The organism is Arthrobacter sp. MDT2-3 (genome assembly GCF_059090465.1).
This window is the reverse complement of record NZ_JBNHFS010000007.1, coordinates 142764-160938: the sequence shown is the minus strand read 5'-3', so window position 1 is coordinate 160938 and position 18175 is coordinate 142764. Positions and strand designations below refer to the sequence as shown.

The following is an 18175-nucleotide window of genomic DNA, read 5'->3' as shown; positions in this document are numbered from 1 at the left end:
CCTACACCACGGTCAGTGTGATGACCGATCCTTCAGGTACTTCTGTATCAACAGGGTCCTGGTCGCGGACTGTGCCGAAGAAGCCGCCCAGGATGTTGTTCACCTGCACCCGGAAGCCCAAGGCCTCAAGGGCCCGCTTCGCCTCCGTTGCCTGCTTGCCGATGTAGCTGGGTACCTCCACCATCCTGGGCCCCTTCGAGATGGTCAGGGTCACCGTTGCGCCGCGGGTGAGGGTCCCGTTGGCCGGGGACTGGCTGACCACGGCGCCCTCGGGGATGTTCCGGTCGAACACTTCTTCGCGCGCGACGTCAGCCTCCAGCCCGGCCGCTTCGATGGCGTCCCTTGCGTCAGCCTCATCCTGGCCCACTACATCGGGCACCGGGATCGGTTCGGGGCCCTTCGAGACCACCAGGTTGACGGGCGTTCCTCGCCGGGCAGGAGTATCGGCTGCCGGATCCTGCGACAGGACAAAACCCGCGGCTGCAGCTTCATCAAACTGCTCGGTAACAGTCCCAAGCGCCATCCCGGCGGCGTTGAGGCCGATCTTGGCTTCCTCCAGCGTGCCGCCCGTCAGCCCGGGCAGCGGGAAAAGCTGCGGACCCTTTGAGACAAACACCGAGACCGGCTGGAACTTCCGGATCTCCGAGCCGGCCGGCGGTTCAGTGCCCACCACCAGCCCGTTGGGAACGTCCTCGTCGAAGACATCCCTGGTGGTGGACCGGAACCCTGCCTGGTTAAGGAGCTCCTGGGCCTGTGCCACTGTCTTGTTTGCCACTGCAGGGATGGCCGCGGCCGAGCCGGGACCCATGCCGAAGAACCAGCCGGCACCTGTGGCCAGCAGCGCGGCGATGACCAGGACCACCACCCACAAGACGCCACGGCGGCGTGGGCTCCCTTCGCGGAGGTTCCGTGCCGGAGTGGCTGCAGCGCGGGCCCGGGCCTTCTCCTCCTCCTTGTCGGCCTTGCGCTGCGCCCGCTTGCTCATCGGTGCCGGCGCCGCGGCGGCCCACGGGGCATCGTCGTCCTTGTCGGGTGGAGTGAGAAGGTGCCGATGAGTGGACTCAGCGTGATGCGCCGCCCGACCGGGAGCCTGACCTGCCGGCGGCTGCAGCGGCTGGTACGGCGGCGCCGCGGGCCGGCCAAACGGCATAACGCTTGTTGGATTATTTGTGCGGGATATGACTTCGGTCCGGTTCTGGTTCCCGGCGGGGCCGCTGGTGTCCAGGGCCGCGGGAGGCTGCACGTCCAGTTCCCGATCGCTGAGGTTGGTTCTGATGTGGCGCAGTTCCTGGAGCAGCGCATTCCCGTCGATGGGGCGGTTCTCCGGATCGTTTGCCGTACACCACTGCACCAGTTCGTCCACCTCCGCCGCCAGGCCCGGCACCAGGGCCGAAGGAGGCCCGACTGCTCCATTGACGTGCTGGTAAGCCACCTGGATCGGGACCTCACCGGTGAACGGCTGTTGGCCGGTCAGCATCTCGTACAGCATGATGCCCACGGAGTACACGTCGCTCCGGGCGTCCGCGGATCTACCAAGGACGAGTTCGGGGGAGAGGTAGGCGACGGTTCCCAGCAGGGCGCCCGTACTGGTGGAGGTGGTGACTGCACGGGCCAGCCCGAAGTCGCCGATCTTGATTCTGCCGTCATCGGCTATCAGGACGTTCTCGGGTTTCACGTCCCGGTGGATGAACCCGGCCGCGTGGGCGGCGCCGAGGCCTTCCACCACGGGATCTATCAGCGCCAAGGCAAGCCGGGGCGGAAGCGCGCCCTTGTCCCTGATAACGTCCCGCAGCGTATGGCCTTTGATGTACTCCATAACCAGGTACGCGGTATGGGCGTCAGTTCCCTGGTCCAGCACTCCCACTACGTGGGGGTGGGACAGCCGGGCGGCAGCCTTGGCCTCGCGGCCCAGCCGGTCAAGGAAACTCTCATCGGCGGACAGGTGCGGGTGCAGCACCTTCAGGGCCACGTCCCGCTCCAACCGCTGGTCCGTCGCCACGTAGACAGTGGACATGCCGCCGCGCGCCAGCCTGGACCTGACGGCGTACCGGTTGTCCACCAGGGTTCCTACCAGGGGGTCTGACACGTGTTCCTGCACCCTACGATCGTAATCCAGCAATGAAACGGGTCCGAACCTATACCGGTCCGGACCCGTGCCGACTTCTCCCCGCCGCTCCCGATGCCGGGAAGCGGACCGCTGTCCTAGCCGAAGTTCTTCTGGTGTGCCTTGATGGCTGCGACGTAAGCCTTGGTGTCGTCGTACATGCCGTACTTGCTCACAGAATACTGGCCCTGATAATAGCCGGCGATGGCTGTGTCCCGGTCCTTGCTGGTGGCGAGGAGCTGGCGGATGATCGCCACCCCGGCCGTCGCATTGTCATAGGGATCAAGGAGGTTCAGCTTCCGTCCCACCAGGTCCGATGCCCACTGGCCCGAGCTGGGGATGACCTGCATGGTCCCGATGGCGTTGGCGGGGGATACCGCGCGCTGGTCGAAGCCGGATTCCTGGTGGGCGAAGGCGAGGGCGAGCGAAGGCTCGACGCCCATGGCGCGCGCGGTGTCAGCAACGATGCCGCGCATCTGCTCCCGGGAGGGGACGGGCGAAGCGTTCAGGAGCGCCTTGTTTTCGTTTGCCGAGCTCACCACGGCTGCGGGGTAGCTGAAGCCAAGGAATGAACTGGGCACCAGCGGCGTGACGGAGGCCGCTGGCTGCGGGGCCTGCTGGCCGGCGCCGGGAATGGCCAGCTTGTTGCCCGGGTAGATCACGGTGCCCATGTTCATGCGGTTGGCGGAGAGGAGCTCCGAAAGCTTGACACCGTGGCGCGAAGCGATGGCGGAAAGCGTGTCGCCTGCTTTGACCGTGTACGAGCCTGATGCCGGGGCAGGGGCGGAGGAGTTTGCCAGGGCCGGAGCGGGTGCTGCGGGGGCAGGAGCCGGGGCGGCCGGGGCTGGAGCGGCATCACCACCGCCGACTTTGACTTTCTGCCCGGGGTAAATGATGGAACGCATGTTGAGGTTGTTCCAGGCGAAGACGTCGCCCAGGCTCACCTTGTGCTTTGCAGCAATGGCACCGAGCGTGTCGCCGGGCTTCACGGTGTAGGTGGCACCGGCAGCGGCAGTGGAGGGGGCGGCGGGAGCAGCTGCAGGAGCGGGGGCTGCGGGCGCGGCGGCCGAACCTGACAGCTTGATCTTCTGTCCCGGATAAATGATGGTGTTCGCCTGCAGGTTGTTGAGCTTCAGGATTTCGCCCGTGCTCAGACCGAACCTGCCCGCAATGGCACTGATCGTGTCGCCCCGGGAGATCGTGTATTCAGCCGGTGCGGCCGGCTGCGCCGGCTTGAAGGCCGTGGGGATGGTAGTGGAGACGGACGAGGCCGGGATGACAGCCGCCGCCGTCGCCTGTGCTGCCGCCTGTGCTTTCATTGCCGCAGCCAGCGTGGCAGGCACCGCCCGGGCGGGCTGCTCCGCGGCGGCGGGCTGGGCGAGGGCCAAGGATGACAATACGACCGCTGGCAGCGCTGCCGTGGTGGCAGCGATCATAGGCAGACTCGGCTTGGGGGGCTGCTTGGGCGAGCGGGACATCGTCATGGAAAGAATCCTCTTCTCAACTGCGGGCGCGGGCGGGGATGCCGCTGTGATTCCGATACTACTGTGACTCGTGTTATTGCTGTTACGAATGTGATCTATGTGAATCTCTCACGAATTTGCAGTTAGCACAAGAAATCATGCATTACCTGCAAGAAGTAATTCGTGGAGTGTCCGCAGGTCAGGGCGGCTCCGGGAAATTTCCCGACTAGGCGCGGCGGTACGCCCCATGGCAACCTTGATCCGTGAGTAATGTAGAAAACCTCGTGGGCGAATGGTTGCCCTTGCCCGACGTCGCCCGTTTATTGGATGTTTCCATCACCAGAGTCCACAGTTTGCTGGATGAACATGCTCTGGCTGCTTTGCGGGTGGGAGAGCGGAATATCCGGTCGGTTCCGGCTGAATTCATTCAGGACGGCCAGGTGGTGGATAGCCTCAAAGGCACCATTGTTGTGCTGGCAGACGCCGGCTATTCGGACGAGGACCTCATCGTGTGGCTTTTCACGCCTGACGAATCACTGCGTGGACGGCCCATTGACGCCCTGCGGGAGGGCCGCAAAACGGAAATCAGGCGCAGGGCGCAGACCCTGGCCTGGTAGCTGTCCGGCTTTGCCTCCTGCTTTGTCCGCCTTCAGGAGGCGCGGCTGACGGTTGCTTCAGCCAGCCTCCGCAGGGCGGTTTTCGGCAGTTCATGCAGTGGAAGCGCCTCGAGGGCGTCGAATGCTGCTGCGCCGAATTCATTGATCAGGACTTCGGTGGCCTGCAAGGCTCCCGACTCTTCGATGATCCGGCGGATCTCAAGAATGTCGTCATCGGAGAGGTCGGGGCTGCCCAGCCTGGCGTCGATAAAGGCAGATTCGGCTGCCGATGCCTGGTCCAGAGCCAGCGCCACCAACACAGTCCGCTTTCCTTCGCGCAGGTCGTCGCCGGCGGGCTTGCCCGTGGTAAGTGGGTCGCCGAAGACGCCCAGCACGTCGTCCCGAAGCTGGAAGGCCTCGCCAAGGGGCAAAGCGAATGCCGAGTAGCCGCGGAGCAGTTCGTTCGAGGCTCCCGCCAGTGCTCCGCCGAGCGCCAGCGGATGCTCTGTTGAATACTTGGCCGACTTGAACCTGATGATCGACTGCGCCCTGCTGACGGCACCTGCGCGGTCCCGCACCGGGCCCGCAACTTCCTCCAGGATGTCCAGGTACTGGCCGGCCATCACCTCTGCCCGCATGAGGTTGAAGATCAGCCGGGCGCGGCTGCCGGCTGCGGCGTTCTCGCCGATATCCGTGAACGCCTCCTCGCTGAACGAGAGGCACAGGTCTCCAGTCAGGATTGCAGCAGCCTGCCCGAACCGCTCACTGTCCAGGGCCCAGCCGTGGGTCCCGTGGAGTTCGCTGAAGCGGCGGTGGACGCTGGGTCCGCCCCGCCTGGTGTCGGAGCGGTCAATGATGTCGTCATGGATCAACGCGGCAGCCTGGAACAATTCCAGCGCCGCTCCGGCCGTCACTACCTGCCGGGCCGCCGGCTCGCCGCCGGCGCCTCGCCAACCCCAATAGCACATTAGCGCCCGCAGGCGCTTTCCGCCGGTCACCAGGTTGGAGATGGAGCCCATGATGGGTTCGATGTCCGGTGAGATGGCGGACATAATGGACTGTCGGGAGGTGAGAAAGTCAGTCAGTTCACCTGCCACTGCCGCTACAAAGGCGGCCTGTTCATTCCTTAGCTGCTCAGCTGCCGTCACTTGGCTGACTCAGATGCCACGTTGGCGCCGATGGTGAAGGTGACAACACCGGCCGCTTCCACGGCGGAGAGATTGACGGTCTCATTGTCTCCCCGAACAAAGTCCTTCGAAGCTACCGCCCCCACGGCCTCGCCCGGGACTGCCTTGAACCCGCGGGCCTCCAGCTCCTTTGTGTAGAAATCCAGGACGGCAGCAGCGGGCGAGGTGACGGTGGCCACCAGGGCGGCGGTCGCTGGAGTCGACGCCTTGTCAAAGCTGCTGGACACCACGCTCGCGCCCGGCATGAGCGGCAGGAGCTGCTGGGGGAATCCTTCGACGACGGCGCCGACTGTGGCGGACGTGTTGGGCGCGGCGGACGGGCTGGGCGAGGCTGTCATGGTGGACTGAGCGGTTTCCGGCGCAGAAGCGGAGGCGGCGGGATCCGATGTTCCTGAGGGCGTTGGGCTGCAGGCAGCGAGGGCCAATGCTGCCCCGGCAGCGAAAGCCGCCCAGGCTGCTGGCTTAAGGTTTCCAATGACCGTCACAGGGACTTTCCTCCTGGTGTAGATGCCGGATTCAGCCTCCAGTTTAGTCAGTACAAAGCGATAGGATTGCAGCCGTGGGACCTGTGAGGACGAACGAGCCGGCCGGAGCAGGTCTCCAGCGCCGCCGGCGCAACTGCATTATGCACGTGGACATGGACGCCTTTTTCGTCTCCGTGGAACTCCGCACGCGGCCCGAACTGCGGGGCAAACCCGTCATTGTTGGCTATCCGGCGGAGCGCTCGGTTGTTTTGTCCGCGTCCTACGAAGCCCGGGCGTTCGGCGTTAAGTCCGCCATGCCTATGGCAGTGGCTATGCGCATGTGCCCACAGGCAGTGATTATCGAGCCCCGGCACAAGGTGTACTACGAAGTTTCTGCCGAGCTGATGGCGATCTTCGGCTCCGTCACCGAACTCGTCGAGCCGCTCAGTGTGGACGAAGCGTTCCTGGATGTCGGCGGTGCCATCCGCCGGCTGGGTCCGCCCCGAAGCATCGGTGAGCTCATCCGGAGCCGGGTGGCCGCGGACCTGGGCATCACCGCCTCCGTGGGAATCGCTGAGACAAAGTTTGTGGCAAAAATCGCATCCACCCGCTGCAAACCGGACGGCCTGCTCCTGATCGGGCCGGACGAAACAGTTCCCTATCTCCACAGCCTGCCGGTCGGGGCCCTCTGGGGCGTGGGCGCGAAAACCACGGACGTCCTGGCGAGGATGGGCATCAAAACTGTGGCGGACCTGGCAGCCACGCCGGTCTCCTCGCTCAAGAAGATGCTGGGCGCCACCGGAACCCACGTACACCAGCTCGCGTGGGGGATAGACCCGCGCCCCGTGACACCTGTCCGTCTTGAGAAGAGCATCGGGGCTGAGGAAACCTTCGCAGAGGACACCGCCGACGACGCCCTCCTCCACCGCGAGTTGCTGCGGCTTTCGCACCGTACTGCAGAGCGGCTGCGAAGTTCCGGAATGGTGGCCCGAACCATCGCCTTGAAGCTGCGCTTCGCCGACTTTTCCACCATCACGCGCAGCCGGACCGTTCAGACGCCCGTGGACAGTGCGCAGCTCATTTATGGAGTGGCGCTTCAGCTCCTGGACTCCGTGGCGAGGCCAATGGCTGTCAGGCTGGTAGGAGTGCGGGCCGAGCAGCTTGAAGAAGCAGCGCGGACCTCGCTCCAGCTGAGTATCGACCGCAGGGATGACAACTGGCGGGCTGCTGAGCAGGCCGTGGACCAGGTAGCACGCAAATTCGGTGGTAATCCGGTCCTTCCGGCCCGGCTTCTGGAGCCGGGCAGCGGCTCGGGATAAACGCGGCAAATAAGCGGCTGGAAGCGCGTCGGGAAAGTCATTGCCGTCTTTCAGAACCGCCCTGAACAAACTATCCTTATAGATACGAAGTTTTTGAGTGACGGACTTACTGCCGGACTCTCTTGGACATGCTCCCGCTCCGGCGTCTGCGTGCCAGGTTAGCGTTTTCGCCACAGCCGGCGGAGGCGGGAACCACTAAGGCATGCCGGACGTTATCCGAGCAGAAGTAGTGGCTGGGATCAGCCCGGACGTTGGCCTACAAAAGGAGGTCGTGATGCCGCTGTCGGAGCACGAACAGAAGCTGCTTGAGCAGCTGGAGAAGCAGCTTCACGAGGATGACCCAAAGTTCGCGAATTCCATGGGGTCGGACCCCGGGCGCTCGTGGTCAACGAGACACGTGGTGATCGGCGTCCTTTGTGCGCTGGCAGGTGTCTTCCTCTTACTGGTGGGCGTCACCCTCCAAAATATTTTTGTTGGTGTCCTGGGCTTCGTTGTGATGGGCGGCGGCGTCTACTTCGCCACGATGCGCAGCAGCTCGTCCGGCGCAAAGGGTGCCAAGACCGGCACGGGCAAAGCCGGCAAACAGCGGAGCTCGTTCATGAGCAGCCTGGAGGAACGCTGGGACGAGAGGCGCCGGGGCGAGCCGTAGCGTTAAGGAGCGCCCCTCATTCGGGGCGCCCCCCGATACCCCACTTCGCTCCCCTCGATGGGGGAGCGCGCGAAAAGACCCGCTTCGGCGGGTCTTTTCGCGTTTAACGGTGCTCCCAACCGGCAGCGGCCAACCGCGGCGGTGCATTTGGGTGCCGCTCAGGCGGCTAGCGGTCTGGCCGCGGTCAAAAGTCCTCCACTTCCCACCACCACCGCAATTCGGCGCGATTTAGCGGCTGAATTCCCAATAATTGCGCCTCCACGCACCCTTTTCGCGTTGACTGTGGTGGAAAGTGGAGTAATGTGGAGGACATAAGAGGGTGGTTGCAACATAGGGGATGTGCAGTTCCTGACATCGGACAGGCGGTGGGCCAGTGTTTCTGGGCACGCATTCGCCACGTCTGGATGAAAAGGGGCGGATCATTCTCCCCGCGAAGTTCCGGGAGGAACTTGCCAGCGGACTGGTTCTCACCAGGGGCCAGGAACGATGCATCTACGTCTTCAGCGAGAAGGAATTTGCCCGGGTTCACGAGCAAATGCGGGAGGCGCCAATCTCCTCAAAACAGGCGCGGGACTATATCCGCGTCTTTCTCTCTGGAGCCTCTGACGAGGTACCTGACAAGCAGGGGCGCGTGACCATTCCACCGGCGCTCCGGGAGTACGCAGGGCTCGGGAGGGAACTGGCCGTTATTGGCGCCGGAACCCGCGCCGAGATCTGGGACGCCCAGGCCTGGGATGAGTACCTCGCGGAGAAGGAGACCGCCTTCTCCGAAACCGATGACCCCATTCCGGGCATTCTCTGACCGGAACAGGGCAGCGGGCAGCTTTCTTGGTTGAGATCTCCAGCCGGCCCATCGGCAGGCCAACCTGGCTCACTTCCCCGGAGCCAGGCGGGCAGGACGATAGGCGCGGATGGGGATCTGGGCCAAGAACCCACCAGGTGACAACGACGGCGAGAGAGGACGAGGCATGAACGATCAACCGAAGCCCACGTCTGAACGCCATGTGCCGGTCCTACGGGACCGGTGCATCAATTTGTTGGCTCCCGGTTTTGAAGCCGCCAGGAGCCGCGGTGAAACACCGGTGGCCATCGATGCCACGCTGGGAATGGGCGGCCACTCCGAGGCCATGCTGCAGCGCTTTCCGGACCTGCACCTGATCGGCATCGATCGGGATGAAGAAGCCCTTGCCCTCGCGGGGGAGCGGCTGGCGCCCTTTGAGGCACGGACCGACCTGGTGCACGCCGTCTACGACGAAATCCAGGAAGTCATGGCCGACCTCGGCGTCGCCGAAGTGCACGGAATACTGATGGACCTGGGCGTTTCCTCGCTCCAGCTGGACGAGCGCGAACGCGGCTTTGCGTACTCGTTCGACGCCCCGTTGGACATGCGAATGGACACCAGCCGGGGCCAGACTGCAGCCGACGTCGTGAACAACTACAGCGAAGAGGAACTCGTCCGGATCATCCGGAAGTGGGGCGAAGAAAAGTTCGCCGGGCGGATTGCGAACAAGATCGTGGCCTCCCGGGCCGTCAAACCTTTCACCACAACGGGTGAACTGGTGGAACAGATCCGCGCCGTCGTTCCCGCTGGCGCGGCCAAGTCCGGCGGCCATCCCGCCAAAAGAACCTTCCAGGCCCTTCGGATCGAGGTCAATGAGGAACTCGACGTTTTGGAACGCGCCGTTCCCGCGGCCGTGGATTCGACAGCACTGGGCGGCCGCATTGTGGTCATGTCCTATCACTCGCTGGAGGACAAGATCGTCAAGGGCGTCTTCCAGGCCCGCTCCAAATCCTCTGCTCCACTCGGTTTCCCCGTAGAGCTGGAAGAACATAAACCGGAACTGAAGACCCTGACCAAAGGCACCGAGGTGCCAACCGCCGTCGAAATCGCCGAAAACCCCCGCGCCGCTTCAGCAAGGCTGCGTGCGGTGGAACGTATCCGAACCAGGAGAGCTTAATGAGCACAGCTGCCGTCAAGAACTTTCCCGTGGTTTCCGGTTCGGCCGCCAAGCAGCTTCCTGCGGGTTCGCCGGCCGGGCCGCGACGGAGCCGCACCCCCCTCTCCGTAGTCCGGACCGTTCCCCGCAAGCGCCGCGCCCCCTTCGTGGTGCTGTGCTTCGCCATGCTTGCCGTCGCCCTGATCGCCGTTCTTGTCCTGAACATTTCGGTGTCCACGGCGCAGTACCAGCTGGTGGAACTGCGCGCCAAGCAGAGCACGCTGACCAAGCAGAACCAGGATCTCACCCAGCAGGTCCAGAACTTTGAAGCACCCCAAAACCTTGCCGCTCAAGCAACGAAACTGGGTATGGTGCCTTCCACCGTGAAGGGCCAGATTGACCTGTCCACCCTGTCCGTCACCGGCAAAGCAACTCCCGCCGTCAAGGACGGCGCTGCCGGGGCCGTTATCCCGGCGCCCGCTGTCGCCGGGCAGCTGACAGTGGTTCCGCCGGCAACCAAACGCGACCCCCTGGAAGCACGGAAGCCTGTGGAGGACACGCCCGCAGCGGCCCCCTCCGGCACTGCCCGTGACGCAGCCACCGGCAATGCCCCGGCAGCTGCAGCTTCCGGCGCTGCCGCTGACGCCGCGCCCGCACAGACTCCGCCGTCGGCGGCTCCAGCAGCGCCGCCCGTAGAGCTTCACGGCGGATCGGTTCCGGCGCCCGAGCAGAAGGTACCCGGACAGTAGGCCGGCAGGTCTGACAGGCAACAAGGTCGAACAGCAAGGGATATCACGGTGGCGCAGAGGACCGGCAAGGCAAGAAGCGGCAAGGTACCCAACGCCAAAAAGCGTCTCCGCCTGGGCCTTGGCATGATGCTGACGCTCCTGCTGGTGGTGGGCGGGAAACTCTTCCTGGTCCAGGGACTCGACGTCGGGGGAATGGCCGAAGCCGCGCTTAATAGCCGCATGACACGGACCGTCCTGCCTGCCGAAAGGGGCAGCATCCTGGACTCCCGCGGCACGGTGCTGGCCAACAGCGTAATCCGCTACAACGTGGTGGTGGACCAGCGGGTGAACACCAAAACGGAAACGTTCAAGCGACTGGACACCGTGGACGGCAAAGAAAAACTGGTGGACGTCAGCCGGGACCAGGGGCTCACCGAGCTTGCCGCTGCCCTGGGCATGGAGAAGGACGCCATCCGGGACGCCGTCACTGGCGAGCAGCCCTATTACATTGTGGCCAAGGACGTGAAGCCGGATATTGAGGACCGGATTTCCAAGCTGCAGATACCCGGCATCGTCACCGAAGGCGTCAGCAAGCGGGTCTATCCCAATGGTTCCGTCGCGGGCGGAATCATCGGGTTCCTGCAGGACGGCGCTACGGGCCAGGCCGGTATCGAACAGACCCAGGACGGGCTGCTGAAGGGCGAGGACGGCGAACGCCTTTTCGAAATCGGTGCTGACGGCCTTCGCATCCCCGTGGGCGTGGATGAGCTGACTTCGCCACAGGACGGCAAGGACGTCAAGCTCACCCTCAACTCGGACCTGCAGTATTTTGCGCAGCAGGCCATCCAGAGCCAGTCGGACAAGCTCGGCGCCGAGTGGGGCGTCATCATTGTGATGGACGCCAAGACCGGCGACCTGGTGGCCATGGCCGACACCAATTCCCCTGATCCCAACGACCCCGGCCGGGTGGCGGCCAAGGACCGCGGGGTCCGTGCCGTCACAGCCGCATACGAGCCGGGATCCGTTGAGAAGATGATGACGGCAGCTGCCCTGATTGAAGAAGGCAAGGCCAAACCGCTGGATTCGTTTACCCTCGGACCCACCTACACCGTGGACGGGCAAACCTTCAGCGACTCCTTTGCCCATGGCACCGAGGAGCGCACCCTCGCAGGCATACTGGGCTACTCGATGAACACCGGCACCGTTATGGCCGGCCAGCGCCTGAGCAAGGAGCAGCGGTACGAGTGGCTGAAAAAGTTTGGCATCGGCGAGGCACCGGAGATCGGGCTGCCGGCCACAGCCTCGGGTATCCTCACGCCCTGGCAGCAGTGGGACGGGCGCCAGGAGTACACGGTGTTGTTCGGCCAGGGCGTGTCCCAGTCCACGCTCCAGACCGTGCGGGCGTTCCAGTCCTTAGCCAATAACGGGGTGATGCTGCAGCCCCGGCTCATCGACGCGTACATTTCCCCGGAGGGAACAGAAGAAAAGGTGCCGGCCGCACCGTCCCGCCAGATCGTGTCGGAGGACACGGCCCGGCAGGTCCGGGACATCCTCGAAAGCGCCGTCACCGAGGGGCAAATCAAGGACGCGGCCATCGACGGCTACCGGGTGGGCGCAAAGACGGGCACCTCCGAATCACCGTGCGACGACGGCAAATCCGGGTTCTGCGGCTACACCGCCTCGATGGTGGGTATGGCACCGATGGATGATCCGCGGTTTATTGTGGAGGTGGTACTCCAGCGGCCCAAGGGCAGCATCTACGGGATTACCAACGGGCCGGTCTTCCGGTCGGTCATGAGCCAGGCACTGCGGACTTACAACGTCCAGCCGTCCACAGGCGAACCGGCCCGGCTGCCCCAGTTCGCCAAGTAGCATCCGGGCACCAGCGGTCCGTACCAGCAGCACTACCGGTTCATCCATGCCGGGCACGATCCACTAGCACCATCGGAGATTCCTTGTCTGAGCTCAACCCGTCCGATAGCCGCGCCGTCCCGGAGGGACCGTCCGGCCAGGGCCGCTTCCGCCCGTCAACTGTTGAAGCGGTCCGGCTGGCAAACATTTGCGATGCCATCGGCGTCGCGGTTCCCGGCCCGGCCGCGGAGGTGGCAGTCACCGGGATCTCATTGAACTCACGTGCCGTGGAGCCGGGGGACCTTTACGTCGCACTCCCGGGCGCCGCCCGCCACGGCGCCGACTTCGTTCCGCAGGCCATCGAAGCTGGCGCAGTCGCGGTTCTCACTGACAACGCCGGCGCCAGGCTGCTGGCGCTGTCCACCGACATTCCGGTGCCGGTACTCATCGTGGACTCACCCCGCAATGTGGTGGGGCCGCTGTCCGCCTTGATCTACCAGAGCCAGCCGGGCGCCGGGCAGCCGCAGTTGTTTGGCGTGACGGGCACCAACGGAAAGACCACAACCACATATTTCATCAACTCACTGCTGCGCGCGCTGGGCCGGAAGACCGGGTTGATCGGCACCATCGAGATCCATGCCGGCGGCGATCCCATTCCCAGCCTGCTCACCACACCCGAATCTACGGATGTCCACGCGTTGCTGGCCCTCATGCGTGAACGGGGACTGGCAGCGGCGGCCATGGAAGTCTCATCCCACGCTATTTCCTTCCAGCGGGTGGACGGGGTGCTGTTCGATGTTGCGGGTTTCACGAACCTGACCCAGGACCACCTGGACCTGCACCTCACCATGGACGACTACTTCGCCACCAAGGCGCAGCTTTTCACGCCGCGCCGCGCGCGTGCCGCCGTGGTAACGGTCGACGACGAGTGGGGCCGCCGTCTTGCCGGCAGCCCGGAGGTGCCGGTCACCACCCTCGCCACCTCTGCCGGGACCGCTGCCGACTGGACGGTCACGAGGACTGCCGCACGCGGACTTGGTACAGAATTCACGCTGAGCGGCCCCGACGGCGCCGTGCTAAGAGTGCACACCGGCCTCCCCGGCAGCTTCAACGTTGCCAACGCGGCCCTGGCGGCGGTAATGGTCCTGACGGCCGGCGTGGACGCAAGTACGCTGCAGGCAGCACTGGACGAGTCGGACCCCTTCACCGTTGCGGTGCCCGGACGCATGCAGTTGGTTTCCGAAGCGCCCGCCGCAATTGTGGACTTCGCCCACAACACGGATGCGCTGGCCAGGGCCATTGAGGCGGTACGGTCCCCCCAGGCGGGCTCCAACCTCATCGTCGTGTTTGGTGCCACCGGCCAGCGTGACCAGGGTAAACGCCCTGCAATGGGTGCCATCGCCGCCCGGCTCGCGGACACCGTTATCGTCACCGATGACGACCCCCACGACGAGGACCCGGCTGCCATCCGCGCCGACGTCCTTGCAGGAGCCCTTGAAGCAAAAGAAAAGGACTCCCTGGCCTGTGAAGTCCTGGAGGTCTTCCCCCGTGCCGAGGCCATTCGCCGTGCCGTCGGGCTGGCACGGCCGGAGGACACCATCCTCGTGGCGGGCCGGGGCCACGAGGTGTGGCAGGAGGTCAAAGGCGTCAACCTTGCCCTGGACGACAGGGTGGAGCTGCGCAGCGCCTTGACAGCCAGGGGATTCAACGTTCTCCCAGACGACCGGATAGAGTCCTAGACCGAGATGATTGCATTTACTGCGGCGGAGATCGCCGAAATCACTAACGGGCGCCTGGACGCCGATCCCGGGATCACGCCCCTTTCGGTGGTCACGGACTCACGCGAATCCATACACGGTTCGCTCTACGTCGCAAAGCCGGGTGAGCACGCGGACGGTCACGACTTCGTGGCAGCCGCCTTCGCAGCAGGCGCCACGTTGGCTCTGGTGGAGCGTCCGGTGTCCGCGCCGGACGGGACCCCCTATCCTTCGGTGCTGGTTCCGGACGCCGTGCTCGCGATGGGGGCATTGGCGGCAGAGGCCGTACGCAGGATCCGTGCTGCGCGCCACCGGGAAGGCAGCGAACTCACAGTGGTGGGGATCACCGGCTCGGCCGGAAAGACCACCACCAAGGATCTGCTCGCAGGAATTCTCGCAACCCAGGGACAGACTGTTGCGCCGCAGGGGTCCTACAACGGCGAGATTGGCGTTCCGCTCACGGTCTTCCGCGCCGGAACAGACACGCGCTACCTTGTGATCGAGATGGGCGCCACCGGAATCGGCCACATCCGTTACCTCGCGGAGATGGTTAAGCCCGATATCGGCGTAGTGCTCGCCGTGGGAACCGCCCACGCGGGGGAGTTCGGGGGAGTGGACAACATCGCCCTGGCCAAGGGGGAGCTTGTTGAAGCCCTTGCCCCGGCAGGCACCGCCGTCGTAAACCTCGACGACGAGCGGGTGGCCGCAATGCGCGCCCGCACGTCGGCGTCGGTACTTGGATTTTCCGCCGAAGGCCGCGCGGACGCTGCCGTACAAGCGGTCAACGCCGACACCAATGCCGCGGGCCATCCCGAATTCGACCTCCAGTTGCCGGACGGCGAAAGCGGCCTGCACGTCAGCAGCCGCCTCATCGGCGCGCACCACGTAGGCAACCTCCTGGCGGCCGCAGCAGCAGCCTGGGCTGCTGGGGTGCCCGGACAGGCGATAGCCAACTCCCTCAGCAGCCAGACTGCCGCCAGCCGGTGGCGTATGGAGCGCACCGAGCGGGCAGACGGCGTCACCATCATCAACGATGCCTACAACGCCAACCCCGAATCCATGCGTGCCGCCCTGCGGACACTGGCGGACCTGGGCCGTGGCAGGCGTACCTGGGCCGTCCTGGGAGCAATGCTGGAACTCGGTGAGGACTCCATCAGGGAACATACCGCCGTGGGCACCCAGGTGGTCCGGCTCAACATCTCCCGCCTGCTGGTGGTAGGCCGGGAAGCCCGGGCGCTGTATGTGTCAGCGGTGCAGGAGGGCTCCTGGGGCGATGAATGCCTTTTCGCGGAAACAGTGGACGAGGCCTATGAACTGCTGGACTCCGAACTCCAGCCAGGCGATCTGGTGCTGTTCAAGTCCTCGAACAGCGTGGGACTTCGCCATTTGGGCGATCGGATAGCATTACCCCGACAAACCCCGCAACCCGCCGATGAAAGGAGCACTCTGCTGTGATTGCACTTTTGATCGGCGCCGGCCTGGCACTCTTATTCGCCCTGGTGGGGACGCCGCTCTTTATCCGGCTGCTGGTCCGCCGCGGCTACGGCCAGTTCATCAGGGACGATGGTCCCACCTCGCACCACACAAAACGCGGCACACCCACCATGGGCGGGACGGTCGTGGTGACGGCGGTATTGCTGAGCTACGGCCTCACCCACCTGATCATGCTGATGGTGAACCCGGACTCTCCGGGCCCCTCCGCTTCAGCCCTCATCCTGCTGTTCCTTATGGTGGGAATGGGCCTGGTGGGATTCCTGGACGACTTCATCAAGATCTCCAGGCAGCGCAGCCTCGGCCTGAACGCCAAGGCAAAACTGATCCTGCAGGCTGCAGTAGGCATCATCTTCGCGGTCCTTGCGCTGAACTTTCCCAACGGGGCCGGCGTCACGCCGGCCTCCACAAAAATTTCCCTGGTCCGTGACCTGCCCTGGCTGGACCTTGCCTTCGGCGGAACTGTCCTCGGGGCCATCCTCTTTGTGGTCTGGTCCAACCTGATAGTCACCGCCGCAACCAACGGCGTAAACCTGACCGACGGCCTCGACGGCCTCGCCGCAGGTGCCTCTGTGATGGTGTTCGGCGCCTACACGCTGATGGGAATCTGGCAGAGCAACCAGGCCTGCGGCTCACCCCGCGAGGCCGGCAGCGGTTGCTATTCCGTCCGTGATCCCCTCGACCTCGCGCTGCTGGCAGCCATCATGAGCGCCGCGCTGGTGGGCTTCCTGTGGTGGAACACTTCGCCGGCCAAGATCTTTATGGGCGATACCGGTTCGCTGGCCATTGGCGGCGCCATCGCCGGTTTCGCCATCCTGTCCCGGACGGAACTGCTGCTGGGCATTATCGGCGGACTGTTCGTCCTGATCACCCTGTCCGTCATCATCCAGGTGGGCTACTTTAAAGCCACCGGCGGTAAGCGGGTCTTCAAGATGGCCCCGCTGCAGCACCACTTCGAACTGCAGGGCTGGGCGGAAGTGACAGTGGTGGTCCGGTTCTGGATCCTGGGCGGGCTCTTCGTCGCTGTCGGGCTCGGCATTTTCTACGCTGAATGGGTTGTGCTGCTGTGACCGTTTCCTCACGCCTCAAAAACCTCACCAGCTGGGACTCGGACTGGTCCGGACTCCGGGTAGCCGTGACAGGCATCGGCGTCTCCGGTTTCGCGGCGGCCGACACCCTCATCGAACTGGGTGCCCGCGTGGTGGTGGTGGACGCCGCCACCAGTGCGACGGCCAAGGCACACGCAGAAACCCTCAAAATCGTAGGTGCAGCCGATGTGCTGCTCGGCGAGGATGCGGTTACCCGCATTCCCAGGATCGACGGCGAACTTCCCGAACTCATCGTGACCTCGCCGGGATGGCGCCCGGACCAGGCCCTTTTGGCAGCCGCCGCCAGGGCGCACATCCCGGTGTGGGGCGACGTCGAACTGGCCTGGCGCGTACGCGTGCGGGAAGGCCGCAAGACGGCGGATTGGCTCGCCATCACGGGAACGAACGGTAAGACGACCACTGTAGGCCTCACCGAATCCATGCTGCGCGCTGCCGGGCTGAAGGCCATCGCCGTCGGCAACGTTGGCACCCCTATCCTTGACGCCCTCCGGGATCCTGTGGAGTACGACGTCTTCGCCGTCGAACTCTCCAGCTTCCAGCTTCATTGGGCGGAGTCGCTCTCGCCTGTGGCCAGCGTCTGCCTGAACGTCGCCGAGGACCATGTTGACTGGCACGGCTCCTACGATTCCTACCTCGCCGACAAGGCGAAGGTCTATGAGCAGACCCAAAAGGCCTGCATTTACAACGCCGAGCAAATTGAAACTGAACGCATGGTGGAAAATGCCGACGTGATGGAGGGCTGCCGCGCCGTCGGTTTCACCACTGTCACCCCGGCCATCAGCATGCTCGGCGTGGTGGAGGGACTGCTCGTGGACCGGGCGTTCATCGCCGAACGCAAGGACAGTGCGGCGGAGCTTGCTTCGATGAGCGACCTGGGGGCCTTTGTGCCGCGGCACATGGTGGCCAACGCCCTGGCCGCCGCAGGGCTGGTACGCGCCTACGGGGTCGAGGCGAAGGCCGTGCGCCAGGGCATCCAGGACTACATCCCCGGTGACCACCGCATCCAGCCCGTTGCCCGCCAAAATGGTGTGCTCTGGGTCAACGACTCCAAAGCCACGAACCCCCATGCGGCGGCAGCCTCGCTGGCCACGTTCAGCAACGTCATCTGGATCGCCGGGGGCCTCTCCAAGGGAGTGACCTACGACGACCTGGTCCGGGAGCACGTCCAGCGGCTCAAAGCCGTGGTCCTCATTGGAAGCGACACCTCGGCACTCGCGGAAGCCCTCCAGCGACACGCACCGGATGTCCCCGTGATCATCCCGGGGACGGGTGAAACTGAAGAGGTGCAGACTGCCGAAGCGGCTGGTGCCGTCCAAACCGGCACTTCCGTGCCCGGTGAAACGGTGATGGCCAGGGCCGTGGCGTCAGCAGCGCAGCTCGCCGAGTCCGGCGATACTGTGCTGATGGCCCCGGCAGCTGCTTCCATGGATCAGTTCTCTTCCTATGCTCACCGTGGTGACACTTTCATCGAAGCTGTCCGCGAGCTGGTGGAAGGGCAGGCCCAGACCGGCGAGGAGTAA

General features: G+C 64.6%; 15 protein-coding genes. 11 read left to right on the top strand and 4 right to left on the bottom strand.

All coding sequences use genetic code 11. The features are described from left to right. Position 1 precedes the first annotated feature (1 nt). A complete protein-coding gene (pknB, locus tag AC5RUQ_RS18655) occupies positions 2 to 2098 on the bottom strand; it encodes a Stk1 family PASTA domain-containing Ser/Thr kinase (RefSeq protein ID WP_493948791.1) in 2097 nt (698 codons plus the stop codon). 104 nt (positions 2099 to 2202) lie between these two features. Then, the gene (locus AC5RUQ_RS18650; RefSeq protein ID WP_493948790.1) at positions 2203 to 3588 is read right to left on the bottom strand and encodes a lytic transglycosylase; all 1386 of its coding nucleotides are present in this window, start codon (positions 3586 to 3588) and stop codon (positions 2203 to 2205) included. 242 nt (positions 3589 to 3830) lie between these two features. On the opposite strand from AC5RUQ_RS18650, the gene AC5RUQ_RS18645 reads away from it, so the two are divergent. Then, positions 3831 to 4184, top strand: a complete 354-nt coding sequence (locus AC5RUQ_RS18645) for an Rv2175c family DNA-binding protein (protein WP_205484251.1) — start codon at positions 3831 to 3833, stop codon at positions 4182 to 4184. Between the two features lie 32 nt (positions 4185 to 4216). Here AC5RUQ_RS18645 and AC5RUQ_RS18640 read toward each other — a convergent pair whose 3' ends face one another. Continuing rightward, positions 4217 to 5311: a polyprenyl synthetase family protein gene (locus AC5RUQ_RS18640; protein ID WP_493948789.1), complete on the bottom strand. Its 1095-nt coding sequence runs from the start codon at positions 5309 to 5311 to the stop codon at positions 4217 to 4219. After that, positions 5308 to 5835 carry a hypothetical protein gene (locus tag AC5RUQ_RS18635; RefSeq protein ID WP_493948788.1) on the bottom strand — a complete coding sequence of 176 codons (528 nt, stop codon included), beginning with the start codon at positions 5833 to 5835 and terminating at the stop codon, positions 5308 to 5310. Before AC5RUQ_RS18635 ends, AC5RUQ_RS18640 begins: the two co-directional genes overlap by 4 nt. Positions 5836 to 5909: 74 nt before the next feature. On the opposite strand from AC5RUQ_RS18635, the gene dinB reads away from it, so the two are divergent. From dinB to murD, 10 genes are all read left to right on the top strand, one after another. Further along, the gene (gene dinB / locus AC5RUQ_RS18630) at positions 5910 to 7133 is read left to right on the top strand and encodes a DNA polymerase IV (RefSeq protein ID WP_493948787.1); all 1224 of its coding nucleotides are present in this window, start codon (positions 5910 to 5912) and stop codon (positions 7131 to 7133) included. 274 nt (positions 7134 to 7407) lie between these two features. After that, positions 7408 to 7782: an SCO2097 family morphological protein gene (locus tag AC5RUQ_RS18625; RefSeq protein ID WP_493948786.1), complete on the top strand. Its 375-nt coding sequence runs from the start codon at positions 7408 to 7410 to the stop codon at positions 7780 to 7782. A gap of 373 nt (positions 7783 to 8155) precedes the next feature. Then, positions 8156 to 8584 carry a division/cell wall cluster transcriptional repressor MraZ gene (gene mraZ / locus AC5RUQ_RS18620; protein WP_493948785.1) on the top strand — a complete coding sequence of 143 codons (429 nt, stop codon included), beginning with the start codon at positions 8156 to 8158 and terminating at the stop codon, positions 8582 to 8584. A 166-nt stretch (positions 8585 to 8750) separates the two neighbouring features. Continuing rightward, on the top strand, positions 8751 to 9740 hold the full coding sequence (rsmH, locus tag AC5RUQ_RS18615; protein ID WP_493948784.1) for a 16S rRNA (cytosine(1402)-N(4))-methyltransferase RsmH: 990 nt from the start codon (positions 8751 to 8753) through the stop codon (positions 9738 to 9740). Further along, positions 9740 to 10468: a cell division protein FtsL gene (ftsL, locus tag AC5RUQ_RS18610; RefSeq protein ID WP_493948783.1), complete on the top strand. Its 729-nt coding sequence runs from the start codon at positions 9740 to 9742 to the stop codon at positions 10466 to 10468. The genes rsmH and ftsL overlap by 1 nt, the downstream gene beginning before the upstream one ends. 48 nt (positions 10469 to 10516) lie before the next feature. Further along, positions 10517 to 12319, top strand: coding sequence for a peptidoglycan D,D-transpeptidase FtsI family protein (locus tag AC5RUQ_RS18605; RefSeq protein ID WP_493948782.1), 1803 nt, complete (start codon positions 10517 to 10519; stop codon positions 12317 to 12319). An 83-nt stretch (positions 12320 to 12402) separates the two neighbouring features. Next, the gene (locus tag AC5RUQ_RS18600) at positions 12403 to 14037 is read left to right on the top strand and encodes a UDP-N-acetylmuramoyl-L-alanyl-D-glutamate--2,6-diaminopimelate ligase (RefSeq protein ID WP_493948781.1); all 1635 of its coding nucleotides are present in this window, start codon (positions 12403 to 12405) and stop codon (positions 14035 to 14037) included. Positions 14038 to 14043: 6 nt separating this feature from the next. After that, positions 14044 to 15510, top strand: coding sequence for a UDP-N-acetylmuramoyl-tripeptide--D-alanyl-D-alanine ligase (locus AC5RUQ_RS18595; RefSeq protein WP_493948780.1), 1467 nt, complete (start codon positions 14044 to 14046; stop codon positions 15508 to 15510). Next, positions 15507 to 16616, top strand: a complete 1110-nt coding sequence (gene mraY, locus AC5RUQ_RS18590; protein ID WP_163163036.1) for a phospho-N-acetylmuramoyl-pentapeptide-transferase — start codon at positions 15507 to 15509, stop codon at positions 16614 to 16616. Before AC5RUQ_RS18595 ends, mraY begins: the two co-directional genes overlap by 4 nt. Next, positions 16598 to 18175, top strand: a complete 1578-nt coding sequence (gene murD / locus AC5RUQ_RS18585) for a UDP-N-acetylmuramoyl-L-alanine--D-glutamate ligase (protein ID WP_493948779.1) — start codon at positions 16598 to 16600, stop codon at positions 18173 to 18175. The genes mraY and murD overlap by 19 nt, the downstream gene beginning before the upstream one ends.

What these genes read in the sequence shown, in the direction of transcription:
- AC5RUQ_RS18650 (WP_493948790.1), bottom strand. Translation starts at nt 3,588, where the DNA reads ATGACGATGTCCCGCTCGCCCAAGCAGCCCCCCAAGCCGAGTCTGCCT.
- AC5RUQ_RS18625 (WP_493948786.1), top strand. Translation starts at nt 7,408, where the DNA reads ATGCCGCTGTCGGAGCACGAACAGAAGCTGCTTGAGCAGCTGGAGAAG.
- rsmH (WP_493948784.1), top strand. Translation starts at nt 8,751, where the DNA reads ATGAACGATCAACCGAAGCCCACGTCTGAACGCCATGTGCCGGTCCTA.
- ftsL (WP_493948783.1), top strand. Translation starts at nt 9,740, where the DNA reads ATGAGCACAGCTGCCGTCAAGAACTTTCCCGTGGTTTCCGGTTCGGCC.
- AC5RUQ_RS18595 (WP_493948780.1), top strand. Translation starts at nt 14,044, where the DNA reads ATGATTGCATTTACTGCGGCGGAGATCGCCGAAATCACTAACGGGCGC.
- murD (WP_493948779.1), top strand. Translation starts at nt 16,598, where the DNA reads ATGGGTTGTGCTGCTGTGACCGTTTCCTCACGCCTCAAAAACCTCACC.